This is a genomic window from Streptomyces sp. UC4497 (assembly GCF_054871485.1).
Window position 1 is genome coordinate 51,598 of record NZ_JBTYHB010000004.1, and the last position, 15,623, is coordinate 67,220.

A 15,623-nucleotide genomic window follows, 5' to 3' on the forward strand; every position below is an offset into this window, starting at 1 on the left:
CCTCCTCACTGCTCGGTTGTCTTTGCAGGTGCACAACCGGGCGCGCCCTCGCACTGCTGGAGGAACTGCTCCACGAAAGCCAGGGCCTCGTCGTGCCGCGTCGTCATGCCCATCGCACGCTCCATCATGAGGTTTCGGCCGAGCGCGTTGGTCAGGACGAGCAGCACGGCCGGTGACATCCCGGCGGGCAGCTCGGTGCCGGACGCCGCCAGGCCGCGCGTGAGCGCCTCCAGCTGGGCCTCCCGGTAGCGCTCCGCGTGGGCGGCCAAATCGGCGCGGATCGACTTGCGGTGATTGGCCAGCGCCGCGAACTCGGTGGTGAGCGCGTTACCGGGGTGGCTGCTCAGGCGCCAGAGCGCGCGTAGCGGCTGCGGTCCGCTCAGGTGGCGGGTCACCCGCTCCAACTCGTCGTCCGCGCGCCGTCGTAGCACCGCGAGGAAGAGGTCGTCGAGCGTGCGGAAGTAGTAGAGGACGAGCGCCGGGGCCACTTCGGCCTCGCGTGCCACCTTCCGTACGCCGACGGCCGCGTACCCCTCTTCCAGCATCAGCCGCTCCGTGATGTCGAGCAGGAGCAGGCGCGTCTTGGAGTTCTCGGTGCCCATGCGGCGGGGGCGGCTGGGAGCAGTCATGCCGTCATTGTGCTTGACGCTCCCGGAACGCGGGTGTTAAACAGTCGTTCAGCACTTCGGTTAAACACTCGTTCAGCATCTGGCGTTTCAGCACCTGAGCGGAGGAAAGTACCGATGGCATCAACCGTGGACGACGTGGCCTACACCGGCACGCGCACGCTGCGCGTCGAGGACGCACGACTTCTGACCGGCGCCGGCACCTACGTCGACGATGTCGTGCGGCCCGGCATGCTCCACGCCTGTTTCGTGCGCAGCCCGATGGCGCGGGCCCGCATTCTCGGCATAGACGCCGCCGAGGCACTCCAACTCGACGGCGTGCGGGCCGTGTTCGTTGCTGCCGATCTCAACCCGGAAGTGAACGAGCAGTGGTACACCCTCAATGGGCGCGACGACCCCGACACCCCCCGGCCGCCACTGGCCGAGGGTGAGGTCCGGTTCGTCGGGGACCCGGTGGCGATGGTCGTGGCCACGGACCGCTATGTCGCCGAGGACGCAGCCGAGTTGGTGATCGTCGACTACGATCCGCTGACCCCGGTCGTCGACTACGCCACCGCCCTGGACTCCGCGGAGTCGGTGCACGCGGACCGGCCGGGCAATCTCGTCGGTGAATTGGGCGGGCGCCCCATGGCCGACCTCGATCCCGTCTTCGAGCGGGCACCGCATGTCGTCGGGCAGACGCTGCATCAGCAGTCCCATGGCCCCGTGCCCATGGAGACCCGCGGCATCGTCGCCGAATGGGCCGCGGCCGGCGGGGAGATGACGGTCTGGGCGGCCACCCAGTCCCCGCATGAGGTGCGGGCCTTCTGCGCGCGCCTGCTCGGGGTCGACGAGCACCGGGTGCGCGTCGTGATGCGGGACACCGGAGGCGGGTTCGGGCAGAAGGTGCTGCCGCAGCGCGAGGACATGTGCGTCATGCTCGCCGCCACCAGACTGCCGGCCGCGCTCAAATGGATCGAGGACCGGCAGGAACACCTGCTCTCCGCCGGACAGGCCCGCCACGAGCACGGCGAGGCCCGCATGGCCTTCGACGACGACGGCCGGATCCTGGCCGCCACCCTCGACCACGTCCAGGACGCGGGCGCCTACCCGACCCCGTCACCCGTGCAGAGCGGCATCGCCGTGGGCATGCTGTTCCCCGGCCCGTACCGCATCCCCGAGGGTACGTTCCGCTCCCGCTTCGTGTTCTCCAACACCAGTGGGCGCGTGGCCTATCGGGGCCCGTGGCAGTACGAGTCGATGTCCCGCGAGACACTGCTCGACACGGCGGCGCGTCAACTCGGCCTCGACCCAGTCGATTTACGCCGTCGGAACATGCTCGGCCGCGACGAGCTGCCCACCGCGAACTTCAACGGCATGCCCTACGACCACATCTCCCCGCGCGAGACACTCGAGCAGGCGCTGAAGATCCTCGACTACGACGCGTTCCGCGCGGAGCAGGATCGGGCCCGTGAACAGGGGCGTTACCTGGGCGTCGGCACATGCACGTACGTCGAACCGACCGCGGGAGCCACGCCGTTCCACGCCACGGAGGGCGCCACGATCCGTATCGAACCCTCCGGCAAGGTCAATGTGTACGTCGCCGGGGGCTCGTGCGGCAACAGCCTGGAGACGACGGTCGTCCAGCTCACCGCCGACGCACTGGGTGCCGCCATCGAGGACGTCAGCACCATCCAGGGCGACACGGCCGTCACTCCGTACGGGGCGGGGACCGGCGGCAGCAGGTCGGGGCCCATGACAGCGGGAGCCATCGCTCAGACGGCGGGAGCGCTGCGGACACGCATCCTTGCCATCGCCGCACACCGCCTCGAGGTGTCCGTCGAGGACGTGGAGTTCACGCGGGGGCTCGCAACGGTGAAGGGCGGCGAAGGGAGCCTCACCCTCGCGGAGATCGCCGACATCGCCTACTACCAGGTCCACGCCCTGCCGCCCGGAGTCCCCGCGGGGCTCGAGGCCAGTGGCCGTTACCACTCCCCGCACCTGATGATCTGGGCGAACGCGACGCACGTGTGCACCTGCGAGGTCGATGCGACGACGGGAGAGGTGAAGCTGCTGCGGTACATCGTCAGCGAGGACTGCGGCCCGATGATCAATCCGAGTGTTGTGGAAGGCCAGATCTTCGGCGGCACCGTCCAGGGTATCGGCGGCGCACTCTACGAGGAGCTCGCCTACGACGAGGACGGCAACCCCGTCTCGACCACCTTCATGGACTATCTGCTGCCCACGGCCACCGAGGTCCCGGTCATCGAGGTTGGCCACGTGGAGACGCCCGGCCCAGGGCCCGGTGGATACAAGGGAGTCGGCGAGGGTGGTGCGATCGGTTCCGCGCCGGCTGTCGTCAATGCGGTGGCCGACGCGCTCGCGCCCCTGGGGGTGCGCATCAGCCGACTGCCGCTGACACCTTCGTCGGTCGTCGGCCTCATCGAGGAGGCCCGTGCACGGCAGGAGACGACCCGGTGAAACCGTCGGCATTCACGTACCACGCACCCGCAACGGCAGCTGAGGTGGCCTCCCTGCTGCAGGATTTGGGCGACGAGGCGAAGGTCATCGCTGGCGGGCAGAGTCTCGTCCCCATGCTGGCGCTGCGGCTCGCGTCGTTCGGGCACCTCATCGACCTCCGCCGCCTCGACGAGCTGCGCGGCATCGAGCGGCGCCACGACGACACGGTCTGGATCGGGGCGGGGACGACCCAGGCCACCGTGCAGCGCTCCGAAGCAGTGCGCGCCGCTGTCCCGCTGCTCGCACGTGCCACACCGTTCATAGGCCACTTCCAGATCCGCAGCCGCGGCACCGTGGGCGGGTCCCTCGCGCACGCCGACTCGGCGGCCGAGTACCCGGCGGTGGCCCTGACGCTGGACGCGGAGCTGGAAGCACTCTCGCCGCGCGGCCGCCGCACCATTCCCGCCGTGCGCTTCCTCACCGGCATGTGGAGCACTGAACTGGCCGACGACGAGCTGCTCACCGGCATCAACGTCCCTGTCTGGCAGGGGCGTTGTGGCTTCGCGATCGAGGAATTTGCACGGCGCAGCGGGGACTTCGCCATCGCCGGGGCCACCGTCGCGCTGCGGGTGGACGGTGACGGGCGTCTCGACCGGTGTGCCGTCGGTCTGTTCGGACTCGGCCCGACGGCGGTCCGGGCCGGGGGAGTCGAGGCCGAGCTCCTCGGCTCCGATCCGAAGGAGGCCGACGCCGATGACATAGGCCGTGCCGCGACCGAGGGCCTCGAATCCGTCCCCTCCGACCTGCACGGGTCGGCCCCCTACCGCACCCGCGTCGGCGCCGCCATGGTCGCTCGCGCCTGGCGCCGCGCCGTACAGGAGGCACTGCATGGCTGACGGACAGACCACCGAGAACACCACGGTCGACATCCACGTACGCGTCAACGGGACCGGCCGACGGGCGTCTGTTCCGGCTCGGCTCACCCTGGCCGACTTCCTCCGCGTGAACTGCGGCCTGACCGGCACCCATCTCGGCTGCGAACACGGCGTCTGCGGCGCGTGCACCGTGCTGCTCGACGGGGAGGGGGTACGAGCCTGCCTCGTGTTTGCCGTGCAGGTCGATGGCGCCGAGGTGACCACGGTGGAGGGAATCGCCGGGCCCGACGGAGAACTCTCCACGGTCCAGGCCGCGTTCCGAGAACACCACGGGCTGCAGTGCGGGTTCTGCACCCCCGGTCTCATCGTGTCGGTCACCGCTTTCCTGGCCGAGAACCCCAAGCCCACCGACGACGAGATCCGCGAGGCGCTGACCGGGAACCTGTGCCGCTGCACCGGCTATCAAGGGATCATCAAGGCCGTACGGGCCGCCGCCGAGGAGTCCGCATGAAGCTCGAGAACACCTTCGGCATTCCGGTTGCCGTGGAGGATGCCTGGCGCGTCCTGCTCGACGTCGAACGCGTCGCCCCCTGCGTGCCCGGCGCGACCCTCACGGACAGCGCCGGCGATGAACATCGGGGCCGCATCAAGGTCAAGCTGGGGCCGATAGCCCTCACGTACTCCGGCACGGTCACCTTCCGGACCCGCGATGAGACGGAACGGGTCGTGGTCCTTGAGGCGGGCGGCCGAGAGGTGCGCGGGAACGGGACGGCAAAGGCCCTGGTGACCTGCCGTCTCAGCGCCGCAGGTGGCGACCGGACCGACGTACATGTGGAGACGGAGCTCAACGTCACAGGAAAGCCGGCTCAGTTCGGACGGGGTACCCTCGCCGACGTCTCCGGCGCCCTGATGGACCGCTTCGCAGCGAACCTGGCAGCCGAGCTGGCCACAGAGCCGACTGCCGAGAGAGCAGACAACTCCGTGGAGACCGAGGCCGAAGCCGGCTCGGCGTCGGTCGCCGCCCCGCTCGACCTCATCGACGCGGTCGGAGCCGGGGGCGTCCTCAAGCGGACCGCTCCCATTGCCCTGGCCGCAGCACTCCTGCTCCTCGCCCTCGGCCTGCGCGGCCGACGTCGGCACCACCGCTGACCGGTCTGCCCGGCCAGAGACAGCACCTCCCCATCCTGCTCACCCACCCAGGAACGAGGTTCCCCATGCCCGAACGAGCTGGACGAGTCGAAGGAAAAGTCGCGTTCATCACCGGTGCGGCGCGCGGCCAGGGACGCAGTCACGCGATCCGCCTGGCCGAGGAGGGCGCCGACATCATCGCCGTCGACGTGTGCAAGCAGCTCGACGGCGTCAAATTCCCGATGTCGACGCCGGAGGACCTGGAAGAGACCGTCAATCAAGTGCAGAAGCTGGGCCGACGCATCCACGCCGTACAGGCCGACGTCCGCGACCACGACGCTCTGAAGGCGGCGGTGGACGACGGCGTGGAACAGTTCGGGCGCCTCGACATCGTCTGCGCCAACGCCGGCCTCGGCAGCGACGGCGCCCGTATGCACGAGATGGACGAGAAGACCTGGCGCGACATGATCGACGTCAACCTCACCGGCGTCTGGCTCACCACCAAGGTCTCCACCCCGCATCTCATCGCGGGCGGCCGCGGCGGTTCTATCATCCTGACCAGCTCGGTCGGCGGGCTGCGCGGGCACGCCAACATCGGCCACTACATCGCCGCCAAGCACGGCGTCGTCGGCCTCATGCGCACGCTCGCCTGGGAGCTCGGAGAGCACAACATCCGGGTCAACTCCGTGCACCCGTCGCAGGTCAACACCCCGATGGTCATGCACCAGGGCACGTACAACATGTTCCGCCCCGACCTGGATAACCCCACCGTCGACGACTTCGCCGAGGCCTCGCAGGTGATGCACCTGCTGCCCACACCGTGGGTCGAGGCGCGCGACATCAGCAACGCGATCCTCTACCTGGCCTCCGACGAAGGCCGCTTCGTCACCGGCACCACGACCGTCATCGACGCGGGAGCCATGCTGAAATGACCTCCAAGGACACCGCGACAGCCACCCCAACGCCCACCGCCGACCCCGTGTACTGGGACCCCTTCGACGCGGCGTTCGCCCAGGACCCCTACCCGATCTACGCCCGCCTGCGTGAGGAAGCTCCGCTCTACTACAACGAACAGCACGACTTCTACGCGGTCAGCCGGTACGCCGACTGCCAGAGCGGCCTCGCCGACTGGCAGACGTTCTCGTCCCGGCGCGGCGACATCCTGGAGATCATCCAGGCGAACGTCGAGATTCCGCCCGGCACCCTGATCTTCGAGGACCCACCGGTTCACGACCTCCACCGCCGCCTGCTCGCCCGTGTCTTCACGCCGCGACGCATTGCCCAACTGGAGCCTCAGATAAGGGCGTTCTGCGAGAGGGTCCTCGAACCCGTCACCGGCGTGGAGCGCTTCGACCTCGTGGAGGCCGTCGGTGCCGAGATGCCCATGCGAGTGATCGGCATGCTGCTCGGCATCCCGGAGGCCGACCAGCCGACCTTCCGCGACCGGACGGACGCCACGCTCGACACGACCGGCCGCGGCAGGCTCGACCCCTCGGAGATGCTGAACACCGAAGGGCTCCAGGAGTACATCGACTGGCGCAAGAACCACCCCTCCGACGACCTGATGACCGAACTCATGACGGCCGAGTTCGAGGACGAGAAGGGGGTGCGGCGCACCCTCACCGACGAGGAGGTCCTCACCTACTGCACGGTGGTCGCCGGAGCCGGGAACGAGACGACGGGCCGCCTGATCGGCTGGTTCGGCGCCGTCATGGCCCGCTACCCCGAGGCCCGGCGCGAGCTGGTGGCCGACCCGTCCCTCATCCCGGGCGCCATCGAGGAGATCCTCCGCTTCGAGCCGACCGGCCCGTTCACCGCCCGGTACGTCACCAAGGACGTCGAGTTCCACGGCGGCACCGTGCCGGCCGGCAGCGCCCTCCTCTTCATCCAGGCCGCGGCCAACCGCGACCCCCGGCGCTTCCCCGACCCGGACCGTTTCGACATCCACCGGGTCACCCAGCACATGTCGTTCGGAGTCGGCGCCCACTATTGCCTGGGCGCGGCGCTCGCCCGCCTCGAAGGCAAGGTGGCGGCCGAGGAGATCCTGCGGCGCTTCCCGCGGTGGGACGTCGACTGGGAGGGCGCGGAACTCGCCCAGACCTCGACCGTACGCGGCTGGAAGACGCTGCCGCTCGTCATTCCGGGAGCATGACCATGGGGGACAACTGGAAGGTGACGGTCGACCCGCGGGCATGTGTCCGTACAGGACTGTGCGCGGCCTCCGCACCGAAGCACTTCCGCCTCGACGAGCGCGGGCAGGGCCGCGCCGTCGCCGACACACTGCCCTCTTCCGACGAACTCCTTGAAGTCGCCGAGTCCTGCCCGATCGAGGCGATCTCGGTCGTCGACGCCGGGACGGGGGAGGCGATCTTCCCGCCGGAGCCGTGACCTCAAGGGGCTGGAGGGGGCACCGCACGGGCAACTGCAGGGGCCCTCGCCGCGGACTCGCGGCGAGGGCCCCTGCTTGCGCGCGGCAGGCATCACTCGGGCCTGGCCTCCCATGCCGCCTCCACCGCGTCGGCGAGCGCGTCGCCCTTCGCGAAGCCGTAGTAGGCGGCGAACTGCAGGACGATCTCGTCCATCTCTGCCTTGGTGACATCACCGGAGTGGAGCGCCGCGGTGACATGCGAGCGCAGGGGCACCGGTGAGTCGTCGAGCGCGACACAGGCGACGGTGACGATACGGCGGTCCCGGCGGGCCAGCCCGGGGCGCTGCCAGACGTGCCCGAACACGAAGTTCAGGATGCCGGCGTGCCGGTACGGGGAGGTCGGCGGCGGCGCCGGGGTGAGATTGACGTCGACGAACTCCTCCACCCCACGCTCCAGCCTCTTCTCAGGGTCCGTCGGGCCCAGGGAGTCGTGCGTCAACTCCGGCCAGGACGGCGTCGGTTCACCCCGTTCACGATGGATGCGGTCCCACTGGCGACCGACGGCACCTTCGAGATGCGAGGCCTTGGGCCAGCCGCAGTACACCGCGAAATGCAGGACGAACTCCAGCATCTCCTCAAGGCCGATGTCACCGCTGGCGAGCGCCGCGTGGACCTGCTCCTCGATCGGCTCCGGAGCGTCGGCCGCCGCGACACATGTGAGCGTGACCCAGCGGCGGTCCCGCCTGCTCAGGCCGGGTCGGGACCACACCTGCGTGTCCAGGAAGTCGTGCGAGGCGCGGGCGAACGGTGTTTCGGCACGACTGTCGTGACGAGTGTTCATGGGTTCCTCCGAACGGGACTCGACGTAGGGGGGGACCGGGCCATCGCGGTCCCTCACGCGCGGATGAAGACGTTCTTGGTCTGGAGGAACTCGTACAGGCCTTCCCTGCCGCCCTCGCGTCCGTGACCGCTGTGCTTGTACCCGCCGAAGGGTGCGCCCGGCGGCTGTCCGGACGCCCCATTGACGTGGACGGTGCCGGCCTGCAACTGCGGTACGACGCGCTGCACCCGGGACACGTCACGGCTGTAGAGGACAGCTCCCAGACCGTACGGGGTGGAGTTGGCGAGCTCGACGCCCTGCTCCTCCGAGCCGAACGGGATGACCGACAGCACGGGTCCGAACACCTCGTGCCGTGCCACCTCGCTGTCCGGATCGACATCGGCCAGGACCGTCGGCTCGACGAAGAAGCCGTCGCGGTTCTGTCGCGGCAGCTTGTCTCCGGCGACGGCGTGACCGCCGGTGACAAGCCGACTGCCGCCGCTCGCCTGCTCGATGACCCCGAGGATCCGATCCCGGGCCGCCGCCCCGATCACGGGGCCGAGGGCGGTGGTCGGCGCGAAAGGGTCCCCGACCGTGAGGGCCGAGGCGGCCGTCGCGGCGGCCTCGACGACCTGTTCGTACACGTCGCGATGGGCGAGCAGGCGGGTGGAGAGGTTGCAGCCCTGGCCGGACAGGTTGAAGCAGGAGCGGACCGTCTCGGCGACGGCCGCGTCGACGTCGGCGTCCGGGAACACCACGCTCGCGGTCTTGCCGCCGAGTTCGAGCAGGACCGGCTTGAGGGTGTGGCGCGCGGAGTCGAGGATCTTCTTCGCGGTGGGTATCCCGCCGGTGAAGGAGAGCATGTCGACGTCGGGGTGGCGCACGAGGTGTTCCCCGGCCTCGGGCCCGCCCGGCAGGATGTGCAGCACCCCGGGCGGCAGTCCGGCTTCCAGGGCGATCTCCGCGAACCGGGCCACGGTGAACGGGGCGAGGTCGGGCGACTTGACGACGACGCAGTTGCCGGCGGCCAGGGCGGGCGCGATCTTCATGCCAACTGACATGATCGGGCCGTTCCAGGTCAGGATGATGCCGACGACGCCGTAGGGCTCGGGCACGGTGTAGTCGAGACCCGGCACCATCACCGGGCTCGGCGGGATCGTCGCGCCCTCGATCTTGTCGGCCCAGCCGGCGTAGTACCCGAACCAGCCGGAGCACAGGTAGGCGAGTGCGGACGACATGCTGATCGGGGCGCCCAATTCGAGGGTGTTGAGGCGGCCGAGTTCGGGGACGTCGGCCAGCATCAACTCCTCGACGCGTTGCAGGATCCGTCGCCGCTTGTCCGGGGACATGGCTCGCCACTCGGGGTGTGCGGCCCGGGCGGCGGCCACGGCGTCGTCGACCTCCTGCGGCCCGGCCAGCAGGACGGAGCCATTGACGCGACCGGTTGCGGGATTGACGTGGTCCACCGCGCCCGCGGATGTCTTGTCGTGCCACGTGCCGTCCACGAGGGGTCCGGTGACGCCGAGGTCGCCGGTCGCGGCAGGATCTGCGCTGGAAGGAGCGGGAGTTGGGTTCATGGGAGAGCCGCCTCAGTCTCGTTCTCGTACGCGTGCGGACATGGGTGCAGAAAGGGGTGGGGGCGCAGCACCGACGTCACAGTCGGCTGACCCAGCCACCGTCCACGCTGATGGTCTGCCCGTTGATCCACTCACCGGCGGAGGAAGCCAGCAGGAGCAGCGTGCCGAGCAGGTCCTCCGGGGGCGCGGACTTCTTGCCGGGGATGGCCGAGGCGAGGGCCGCGCGGGCGGGATGGTCGGCGGGCAGACTGCGGAACCCGGGCTCGTTCTCCACGAGGCCGGGCGCGATGGCGTTGACGTTGATACCCAGCGGCCCCAGTGAACGGGCAAGCCCCACCGTGACGTTGACCAGGGCGAGCTTGCTCACCCCGTAGATGCCGCCGCCCATGAAAGCCCCGGCGGAGACCTGGTTGATGATCCGGCCGCCGCCGCGCTCCACCATCGAGGCCTTGACCGCACCGGCGCAGATGATCGCGCCCAGCACATTGACCCGCATCACGCGGTCGAACCACTCGCCCGGCAGGTCGAGGAGATCCACCTGCGGGATCTCCGCCATCAGCGCGGCGTTGTTGACGAGGATGTCGATCCCGCCGAACGCGTCGACCGCCCGCGCGGCCATGGCGGCGGCCGCGTCCCGATCGGTGATGTCGACCGGCACGCCGACGGCACGCAGGCCGTCGGAGGACAGGGACTTGGCCGAGCGTTCCGCGCCCTCACCGTCGAGATCGGCCAGGACGACCCGGGCACCGGCCTCGGCCAGGGCGCGGCCGTACACCTGCCCGATGGCTCCGGCGCCACCGGTGACGACGGCGACCTTGCCGTCCAGACTCATACGGTCGAGTGTGCTGCTGCTCATCAGACGTCCTTCGTCAGTCGGGACAGGTGTCGGGAGAGGTAGGCGTCGACGTCCGCGCCCAGGTCACGCAGCTCGTCGGCGGCTTCCGGAGCGGTGAGGAGGAGGAAGCGGTCCTCACTGACGCCGTCGGCGACGAGCTCGCCGACCGACTCGGCGTCCACCACGGGGAAGGCGGGGCCCTGCGGCGGCGCGGGCTCGCCGTAAAAGGTGATCTGCTCGACGATGTTGGTGGCTACGCCGGCCGGGCACAGGCAGGAGACCCCGATGCCGCGCGGCCGCAGGTACAGCGCGAGAGCTTCGGAGAGTCCGACCACGGCATGCTTCGTCGCCGTGTACGGAAGCCGGTCGAACCCATAGGGCAACAGACCCGCTGTCGAAGCGGTGTTGACCACGTGTCCCGACCCCTGCTCAAGCAACAGAGGCAGGAACACCACATTGCTGCGGACCACGCTCAGCAGGTTCACGTCGATCACCCGCTGCCACGCGTCGAGGGGAATGTCCTCCACGGGGCCGACGGCCAGGATCCCGACGTTGTTCATGACCAGGTCGACGCGGCCGAACCGGTCGAGGGCGAGGTCGCGTACGGCCTGCAGGTCGTCGACGCTGGTGACGTCGCAGGCCCCGGCGACGGCCTGTCCGCCGACCTCCGTGCACTCCGCGGCGACGGTCCGGGCACGCTCGCGGTCGAGGTCGGTGACCACCACGCGGGCGCCGCGCCGGGCGAAGGCGAGTGCGGCTGCTCGGCCGATCCCGCTGCCGGCACCGGTGACCACCGCCACGGCGTTGTGCAGATCGATGCTCATCGAACGACCGCTCCTTCATACGAGGTGGCAGATCAGAGAGCTCAGGGGTGGAGCGGGAGCGCCAGATCCTGAGGCGTTGTGTCCCCGAGCGCGGCCAGCGTCGTCGTGGACACCGGAGCTTCGAGGAAGCCGACGACACCGTCGAGAAGGTCGTTCACATGGACGGCGAAGGGCAGCACATGCCGATCGTGTGCGCGACTCTGCTCCCGCTCGGATCCGGCATGCACGGAGAAGGCCAGTGCGTGGGCGATGCGGTGGCCGCGCAGTGGCTCGGGAAGCTGCGGAAGCAACTCCCCGGCCCGACGCCGGAATTCACTGGTCGGTGCCAGCAGCTCGGGGGAGAGCCGCTCAAGGACATCGCGTCGCCCATGTTGCTGCAACTTCGCGACGAAGCTCAGATAGTGGCTGCCGTTCCGCTCGCCCTGCTCGAGCACGGGCACGACATGGCACGCCACCCAACTCCTGAGGTCGCGCGGACGCCGCTCGGCCACGAGTGCCTCGCGCCGCCGGTTCAGATCGGGCAGGCGGTACTCGAAGATCGCCTGGACGAGCTGTTCCTTGGACCCGAAGTGGTATTGCACCGCTGTGTTGTTGCCGTTTCCGGCGGCCGCGCTGATCTGTCGCAGGGAGGCACCGTCGAGACCGCGCTCGGCGAAGAGGTGCTCGGCGGCCAGGAGGATCTGCTCTTTCGCGGAAGGCTGCACCACGACACCGGACCCGTTCGAGAGGGAGGTATTTCAGTGGGGAGAGCGTGATTTCCGTCTGACGGGAATCGAAGCATGCTGCTGGAGTGAAGTCAACTGCCTTAAATGGCAATCATGCTGCACTGCTTCAGAGTCTTCGACATAACCACGGCGGCGGCCGAGGGTGCTTCCGTGCTCGCCGTCGATCTGGAACCGCCGCCGCCCGATCTGCGGTCGGCGCGCCCAGAAGTCACGGCTGGAACTGCGCCGTTGGGGACCCAGGACGCACCCACGTTCCTGAGGAACGAAACCTCGGGCAGATCCGCTATGCGGAGGCGCCGGTCACTCGCCGAGGTGGAGCGCGGCGGCAAGGAGTTGCCGTGCCAGCTCATCGGTCGATGCAGCTCGCCGACCGCCTACAGGTCCCACAATCCCGCACAGCCAGGACCTGGAACGACATGGAGACGGCCGTGATTCTCCCAAATGGGGAATGCGTCCAGGCGAAGCGTCGCGCTACTCGAGGTCCTTGAGGCTCTTCCCGACGTCCTTCAGCTCCATCGGCCGTCCGTAACGCCCCTTGAGCTTGTACGACGTGATGTCGCAGCGGTAGGCGCCCTTGTTCGGACCGAAGTCGGCCGGATTCCAGCCGTCGGTGGTGGCCTTCTCGATGTTCATGCACTTCACCGGGGCGTCCTGGACCGCGAGGTTCACGGGCGCCTGGAGGCCGCCGCCGGTCCAGGAGGTCTCCTTGCGGGCCGCGTCATGGAGGCACTTGCGGGTGAGGTCGTTGCCACAGCTGGTCGCCGACTTCGCGAACAGGAGCCAGGCGGAGATCGACTTGATCGCGGGCAGGGTGACCCGTTTCCCGGGCGCGTACTTCTTGAACAGGGCCAGGGCCTGTTCGGTCGCCGGGTTCGAGGACGCCCTCTCCATGGGGTGGATGCCGCTGACATCGGCGAGGTTGTTCTGTGCGGCCATGACCTGGGAGCCGGCCAGTTCGGTGAACGCCGTTCCGTAGGCGTTGCTGTTCGCGTCGATCCAGTCGGGCTTGTAGTTCATGGCGGTCAGCTCCTGCTCCAGCTTCGCCAGCGAGGAGAAGTCACCCATGAACACGAGGCCCTTGACCTTCTTCTCCTTGATGGCCTGCGCGTAGGGCGTCCAGTTGGTGACTCCGGAGGCCGGGTAGAGGTCCGTGTAGGAGGGCTTCGCACCTCGGGACGTGAAGAACTCCACGCGTTGTTCGAGGGAGACACGGGTCACGGGTGAGTCGCCGGAGATGATGCCCACGGCGTCCGCCGAGTCCGGGTAGGCCTCCTTGATCAGCCAGTCGTAGAAGCCCGCGTAGCGGAAGTACGAGGGGCCGCCGGCCTGCATCGACAGCTGGAGGTCCGCGCCCTCGTTCTGGCGCTGCACCGTCTGCGCCGGGAAGTCCGGCAGCAAGCACTTCAGGCGGTCCTTCACACCGAGCCCGTCCAGCGCCGCGCTGCCGCCGGCCAGGGCGAAATCGGCGCGGCACGCCTCGTCGACCCGTTGGCGCACCTCCAGCATCTTGGTGTCACGGACCTTCGGCACGATCTTGCGGCCGTTGACGCCGCCCGCCTCGTTGCACCACGACGTGAATGCCTTCGCCGCGTCGGCGAATTCGGTGTTCTTGGTGAAGCCGACGTCCGACATGACACCGACGTGGATCTCCTTCGCGGTGACACCCTGGGCCGGGGAACCGCTCGGGTCACCGGGGCCGCACACGTTCTTCAGGTCGCCGAAGTCGCCCGAGGCGGGGGCCGCGGGCGCCTGGGCCGCGGCCCGTTCCCCGTCTTCGGAGCCGCCGCGGCTGGGGCTGTCGCCACGGGTGGAACATCCGGCCGCGAACAGCGCGGCGACCACCGTCAGGGCGGTGATGGTCCTCTGAGGCTTCACGAGCTGTCCTGCCTTTCGGGGAAGGGGCTCTCTGAACGATCTGCGGGCGCACGGGATGTCAGCCGCCGCGCGCCGCCACCAGCGCCCCGCGGTTCACCTTCGTCGCCGCGCTGCGGGGCATGACGTCCACGAACTCGGTCGTCTTGGGCAGCTTGTACGCGGCTAGACGCCCACGCGCGTAGGCGACGACCTCCTCATGGGTGGGCGGCGCCGCGGGGTCCGTGGGCTCGATCAGGGCATGAACCCGGCGGCCCCACTCGGGGTCGTGCAGGCCGATGACGACGACGTCGGCGATGGCCGGGTGGTCGATGAGGGCCGCCTCGACCTCGGCGGGGAAGATGTTCGCGCCGCCGCTGATGATGATGTCGACGCGGCGGTCGAGGAGGTACAGATAGCCGTCCGCGTCGACGTGTCCGACATCGCCGGCGGTCTGGAAGCCGTCGGGCGTCGTCTTCAGGTTCGGGGCGTCGCCCAGGTACTCGTAGCCGTGGTATCTGGGGGAGCGCAGATAGATGTCGCCGTTCTCACCGACCGGCACCTCCTTTCCGTCGGGGTCGAGGATGCGCAGCTCGGTCGCGCGCAACGGTCGCCCGACACTGCCCTGGTGCGTCATCCACTCGTCGGCGCGCAGGGCGGTGATGCCGAGGCCCTCGGTCATCCCGTACGCCATGATGATGCGTTCCGCGCCGATCAGACCCGCCCAGCGGTGCACGAGCGCCGAGGGCATGGGGGCCGCGCCCTGGAGGATCCATTCCAGGCTGGACAGGTCGCGGTCGTCGATCCCGGGCAGGTCCGCGATGCGTTGCAGCATGGTGGGGGTGGCGGTGAACGTCGTGACCCTGTGCCGCTCGATGACGTCCACGACGCGGGCCGCGTCGAACTTCTCCATCACGACCAGCCGGTCGCCGTCGAACAGGCCGAAGAGCGTGGTGAATCCGTTGGCGTGGTACATCGGCGCGAGCACGAGAATCGTCTGCGGTCGCGGCACCGGGGCCCACGACTCCATCAGCGGGGTGCTGAATGCGGGGGCATGGACGGCGGGCCGTGCGGTGAGGATGACCTTCGGAGTACCGGTGGAACCGCTGCTGCAAATGCCGTGTGCGTAGGGGGACATGATGTCGAGCGGCAGGATGGGCACATGCGCGGCCGCCGACGCGTCGATCCACGCCAGGTCGTCGGCGTCCAGGTGCACGCGTGCCCGGACGACTTCGCGCAAGCGCCCCAGCTCCCACTCGGGCAGATCCCAGCGCACCGGCACCGGCACCGCCCCGAGCTTCCAGGCGGCGAACACACCGAGGATCAGCTGCGGCGAGTTGCGCAGTGCGAGCGAGAGGCGGTCGCCGTCACGAAGGCCCCGTGCGGCGAGCGCACCCGCGAGCTGGTCCGAGCGACGGTCCAACTCCCGCCAGGTGAAAGCAGATTCGCTGCCGTCCAGGGCGACATGGCGCAGTACCTCGGCGCCCGTGCAGGACGCCGCCAGTTTTCTGATCAGGTGGGCGATGCCCGTTCCGCTTTCCATTGCCGTATTCCT

General features: G+C 69.3%; 15 protein-coding genes. 7 read left to right on the forward strand and 8 right to left on the reverse strand.

All coding sequences use genetic code 11. From position 1 onward, the window contains the following. Window positions 1-5 precede the first annotated feature (5 nt). Entirely contained in the window at window positions 6-629 is a 624-nt protein-coding gene (locus ACYSUO_RS07410; protein ID WP_461775215.1) for a TetR/AcrR family transcriptional regulator, read from the reverse strand. A gap of 114 nt (window positions 630-743) precedes the next feature. Between ACYSUO_RS07410 and ACYSUO_RS07415 the strand changes: the two genes are divergently transcribed. The 7 genes from ACYSUO_RS07415 (at window position 744) to ACYSUO_RS07445 (ending at window position 7,456) form a co-directional block, all read left to right on the forward strand. Beyond that, window positions 744-3,086, forward strand: a complete 2,343-nt coding sequence (locus ACYSUO_RS07415; RefSeq protein WP_461775216.1) for a xanthine dehydrogenase family protein molybdopterin-binding subunit — start codon at window positions 744-746, stop codon at window positions 3,084-3,086. Then, the gene (locus ACYSUO_RS07420) at window positions 3,083-3,961 is read left to right on the forward strand and encodes an FAD binding domain-containing protein (RefSeq protein ID WP_461775217.1); all 879 of its coding nucleotides are present in this window, start codon (window positions 3,083-3,085) and stop codon (window positions 3,959-3,961) included. The genes ACYSUO_RS07415 and ACYSUO_RS07420 overlap by 4 nt, the downstream gene beginning before the upstream one ends. After that, on the forward strand, window positions 3,954-4,451 hold the full coding sequence (locus ACYSUO_RS07425; RefSeq protein ID WP_461775218.1) for a (2Fe-2S)-binding protein: 498 nt from the start codon (window positions 3,954-3,956) through the stop codon (window positions 4,449-4,451). Before ACYSUO_RS07420 ends, ACYSUO_RS07425 begins: the two co-directional genes overlap by 8 nt. Then, window positions 4,448-5,089: an SRPBCC family protein gene (locus tag ACYSUO_RS07430; RefSeq protein ID WP_461775219.1), complete on the forward strand. Its 642-nt coding sequence runs from the start codon at window positions 4,448-4,450 to the stop codon at window positions 5,087-5,089. The genes ACYSUO_RS07425 and ACYSUO_RS07430 overlap by 4 nt, the downstream gene beginning before the upstream one ends. 65 nt (window positions 5,090-5,154) lie before the next feature. Beyond that, window positions 5,155-6,000 carry a mycofactocin-coupled SDR family oxidoreductase gene (locus tag ACYSUO_RS07435; protein WP_461775220.1) on the forward strand — a complete coding sequence of 282 codons (846 nt, stop codon included), beginning with the start codon at window positions 5,155-5,157 and terminating at the stop codon, window positions 5,998-6,000. Beyond that, window positions 5,997-7,220 carry a cytochrome P450 gene (locus ACYSUO_RS07440; protein WP_461775221.1) on the forward strand — a complete coding sequence of 408 codons (1,224 nt, stop codon included), beginning with the start codon at window positions 5,997-5,999 and terminating at the stop codon, window positions 7,218-7,220. The genes ACYSUO_RS07435 and ACYSUO_RS07440 overlap by 4 nt, the downstream gene beginning before the upstream one ends. A 2-nt stretch (window positions 7,221-7,222) precedes the next feature. Continuing rightward, the gene (locus tag ACYSUO_RS07445) at window positions 7,223-7,456 is read left to right on the forward strand and encodes a ferredoxin (protein WP_461775222.1); all 234 of its coding nucleotides are present in this window, start codon (window positions 7,223-7,225) and stop codon (window positions 7,454-7,456) included. A 92-nt stretch (window positions 7,457-7,548) separates the two neighbouring features. Here the strand turns inward: ACYSUO_RS07445 and ACYSUO_RS07450 are convergent, their stop codons facing one another. The 7 genes from ACYSUO_RS07450 to ACYSUO_RS07480 all read right to left on the reverse strand — a co-directional run bounded on the left by ACYSUO_RS07450 (window position 7,549) and on the right by ACYSUO_RS07480 (window position 15,611). Next, window positions 7,549-8,277: a carboxymuconolactone decarboxylase family protein gene (locus ACYSUO_RS07450; protein WP_461775223.1), complete on the reverse strand. Its 729-nt coding sequence runs from the start codon at window positions 8,275-8,277 to the stop codon at window positions 7,549-7,551. A gap of 53 nt (window positions 8,278-8,330) precedes the next feature. Further along, a complete protein-coding gene (locus ACYSUO_RS07455) occupies window positions 8,331-9,833 on the reverse strand; it encodes an aldehyde dehydrogenase family protein (RefSeq protein ID WP_461775224.1) in 1,503 nt (500 codons plus the stop codon). 76 nt (window positions 9,834-9,909) lie between these two features. After that, window positions 9,910-10,689 carry an SDR family oxidoreductase gene (locus ACYSUO_RS07460; protein ID WP_461775225.1) on the reverse strand — a complete coding sequence of 260 codons (780 nt, stop codon included), beginning with the start codon at window positions 10,687-10,689 and terminating at the stop codon, window positions 9,910-9,912. Next, window positions 10,689-11,492: an SDR family oxidoreductase gene (locus tag ACYSUO_RS07465; RefSeq protein ID WP_461775226.1), complete on the reverse strand. Its 804-nt coding sequence runs from the start codon at window positions 11,490-11,492 to the stop codon at window positions 10,689-10,691. Before ACYSUO_RS07465 ends, ACYSUO_RS07460 begins: the two co-directional genes overlap by 1 nt. A gap of 41 nt (window positions 11,493-11,533) precedes the next feature. Next, window positions 11,534-12,196, reverse strand: a complete 663-nt coding sequence (locus ACYSUO_RS07470) for a TetR/AcrR family transcriptional regulator (protein WP_461775227.1) — start codon at window positions 12,194-12,196, stop codon at window positions 11,534-11,536. Between the two features lie 492 nt (window positions 12,197-12,688). Then, complete coding sequence (locus ACYSUO_RS07475) at window positions 12,689-14,092, reverse strand: ABC transporter substrate-binding protein (RefSeq protein WP_461775228.1); 1,404 nt, start codon at window positions 14,090-14,092, stop codon at window positions 12,689-12,691. Between the two features lie 58 nt (window positions 14,093-14,150). Next, window positions 14,151-15,611, reverse strand: a complete 1,461-nt coding sequence (locus ACYSUO_RS07480; protein ID WP_461775229.1) for a class I adenylate-forming enzyme family protein — start codon at window positions 15,609-15,611, stop codon at window positions 14,151-14,153. Between the last annotated feature and the right edge of the window lie 12 nt (window positions 15,612-15,623).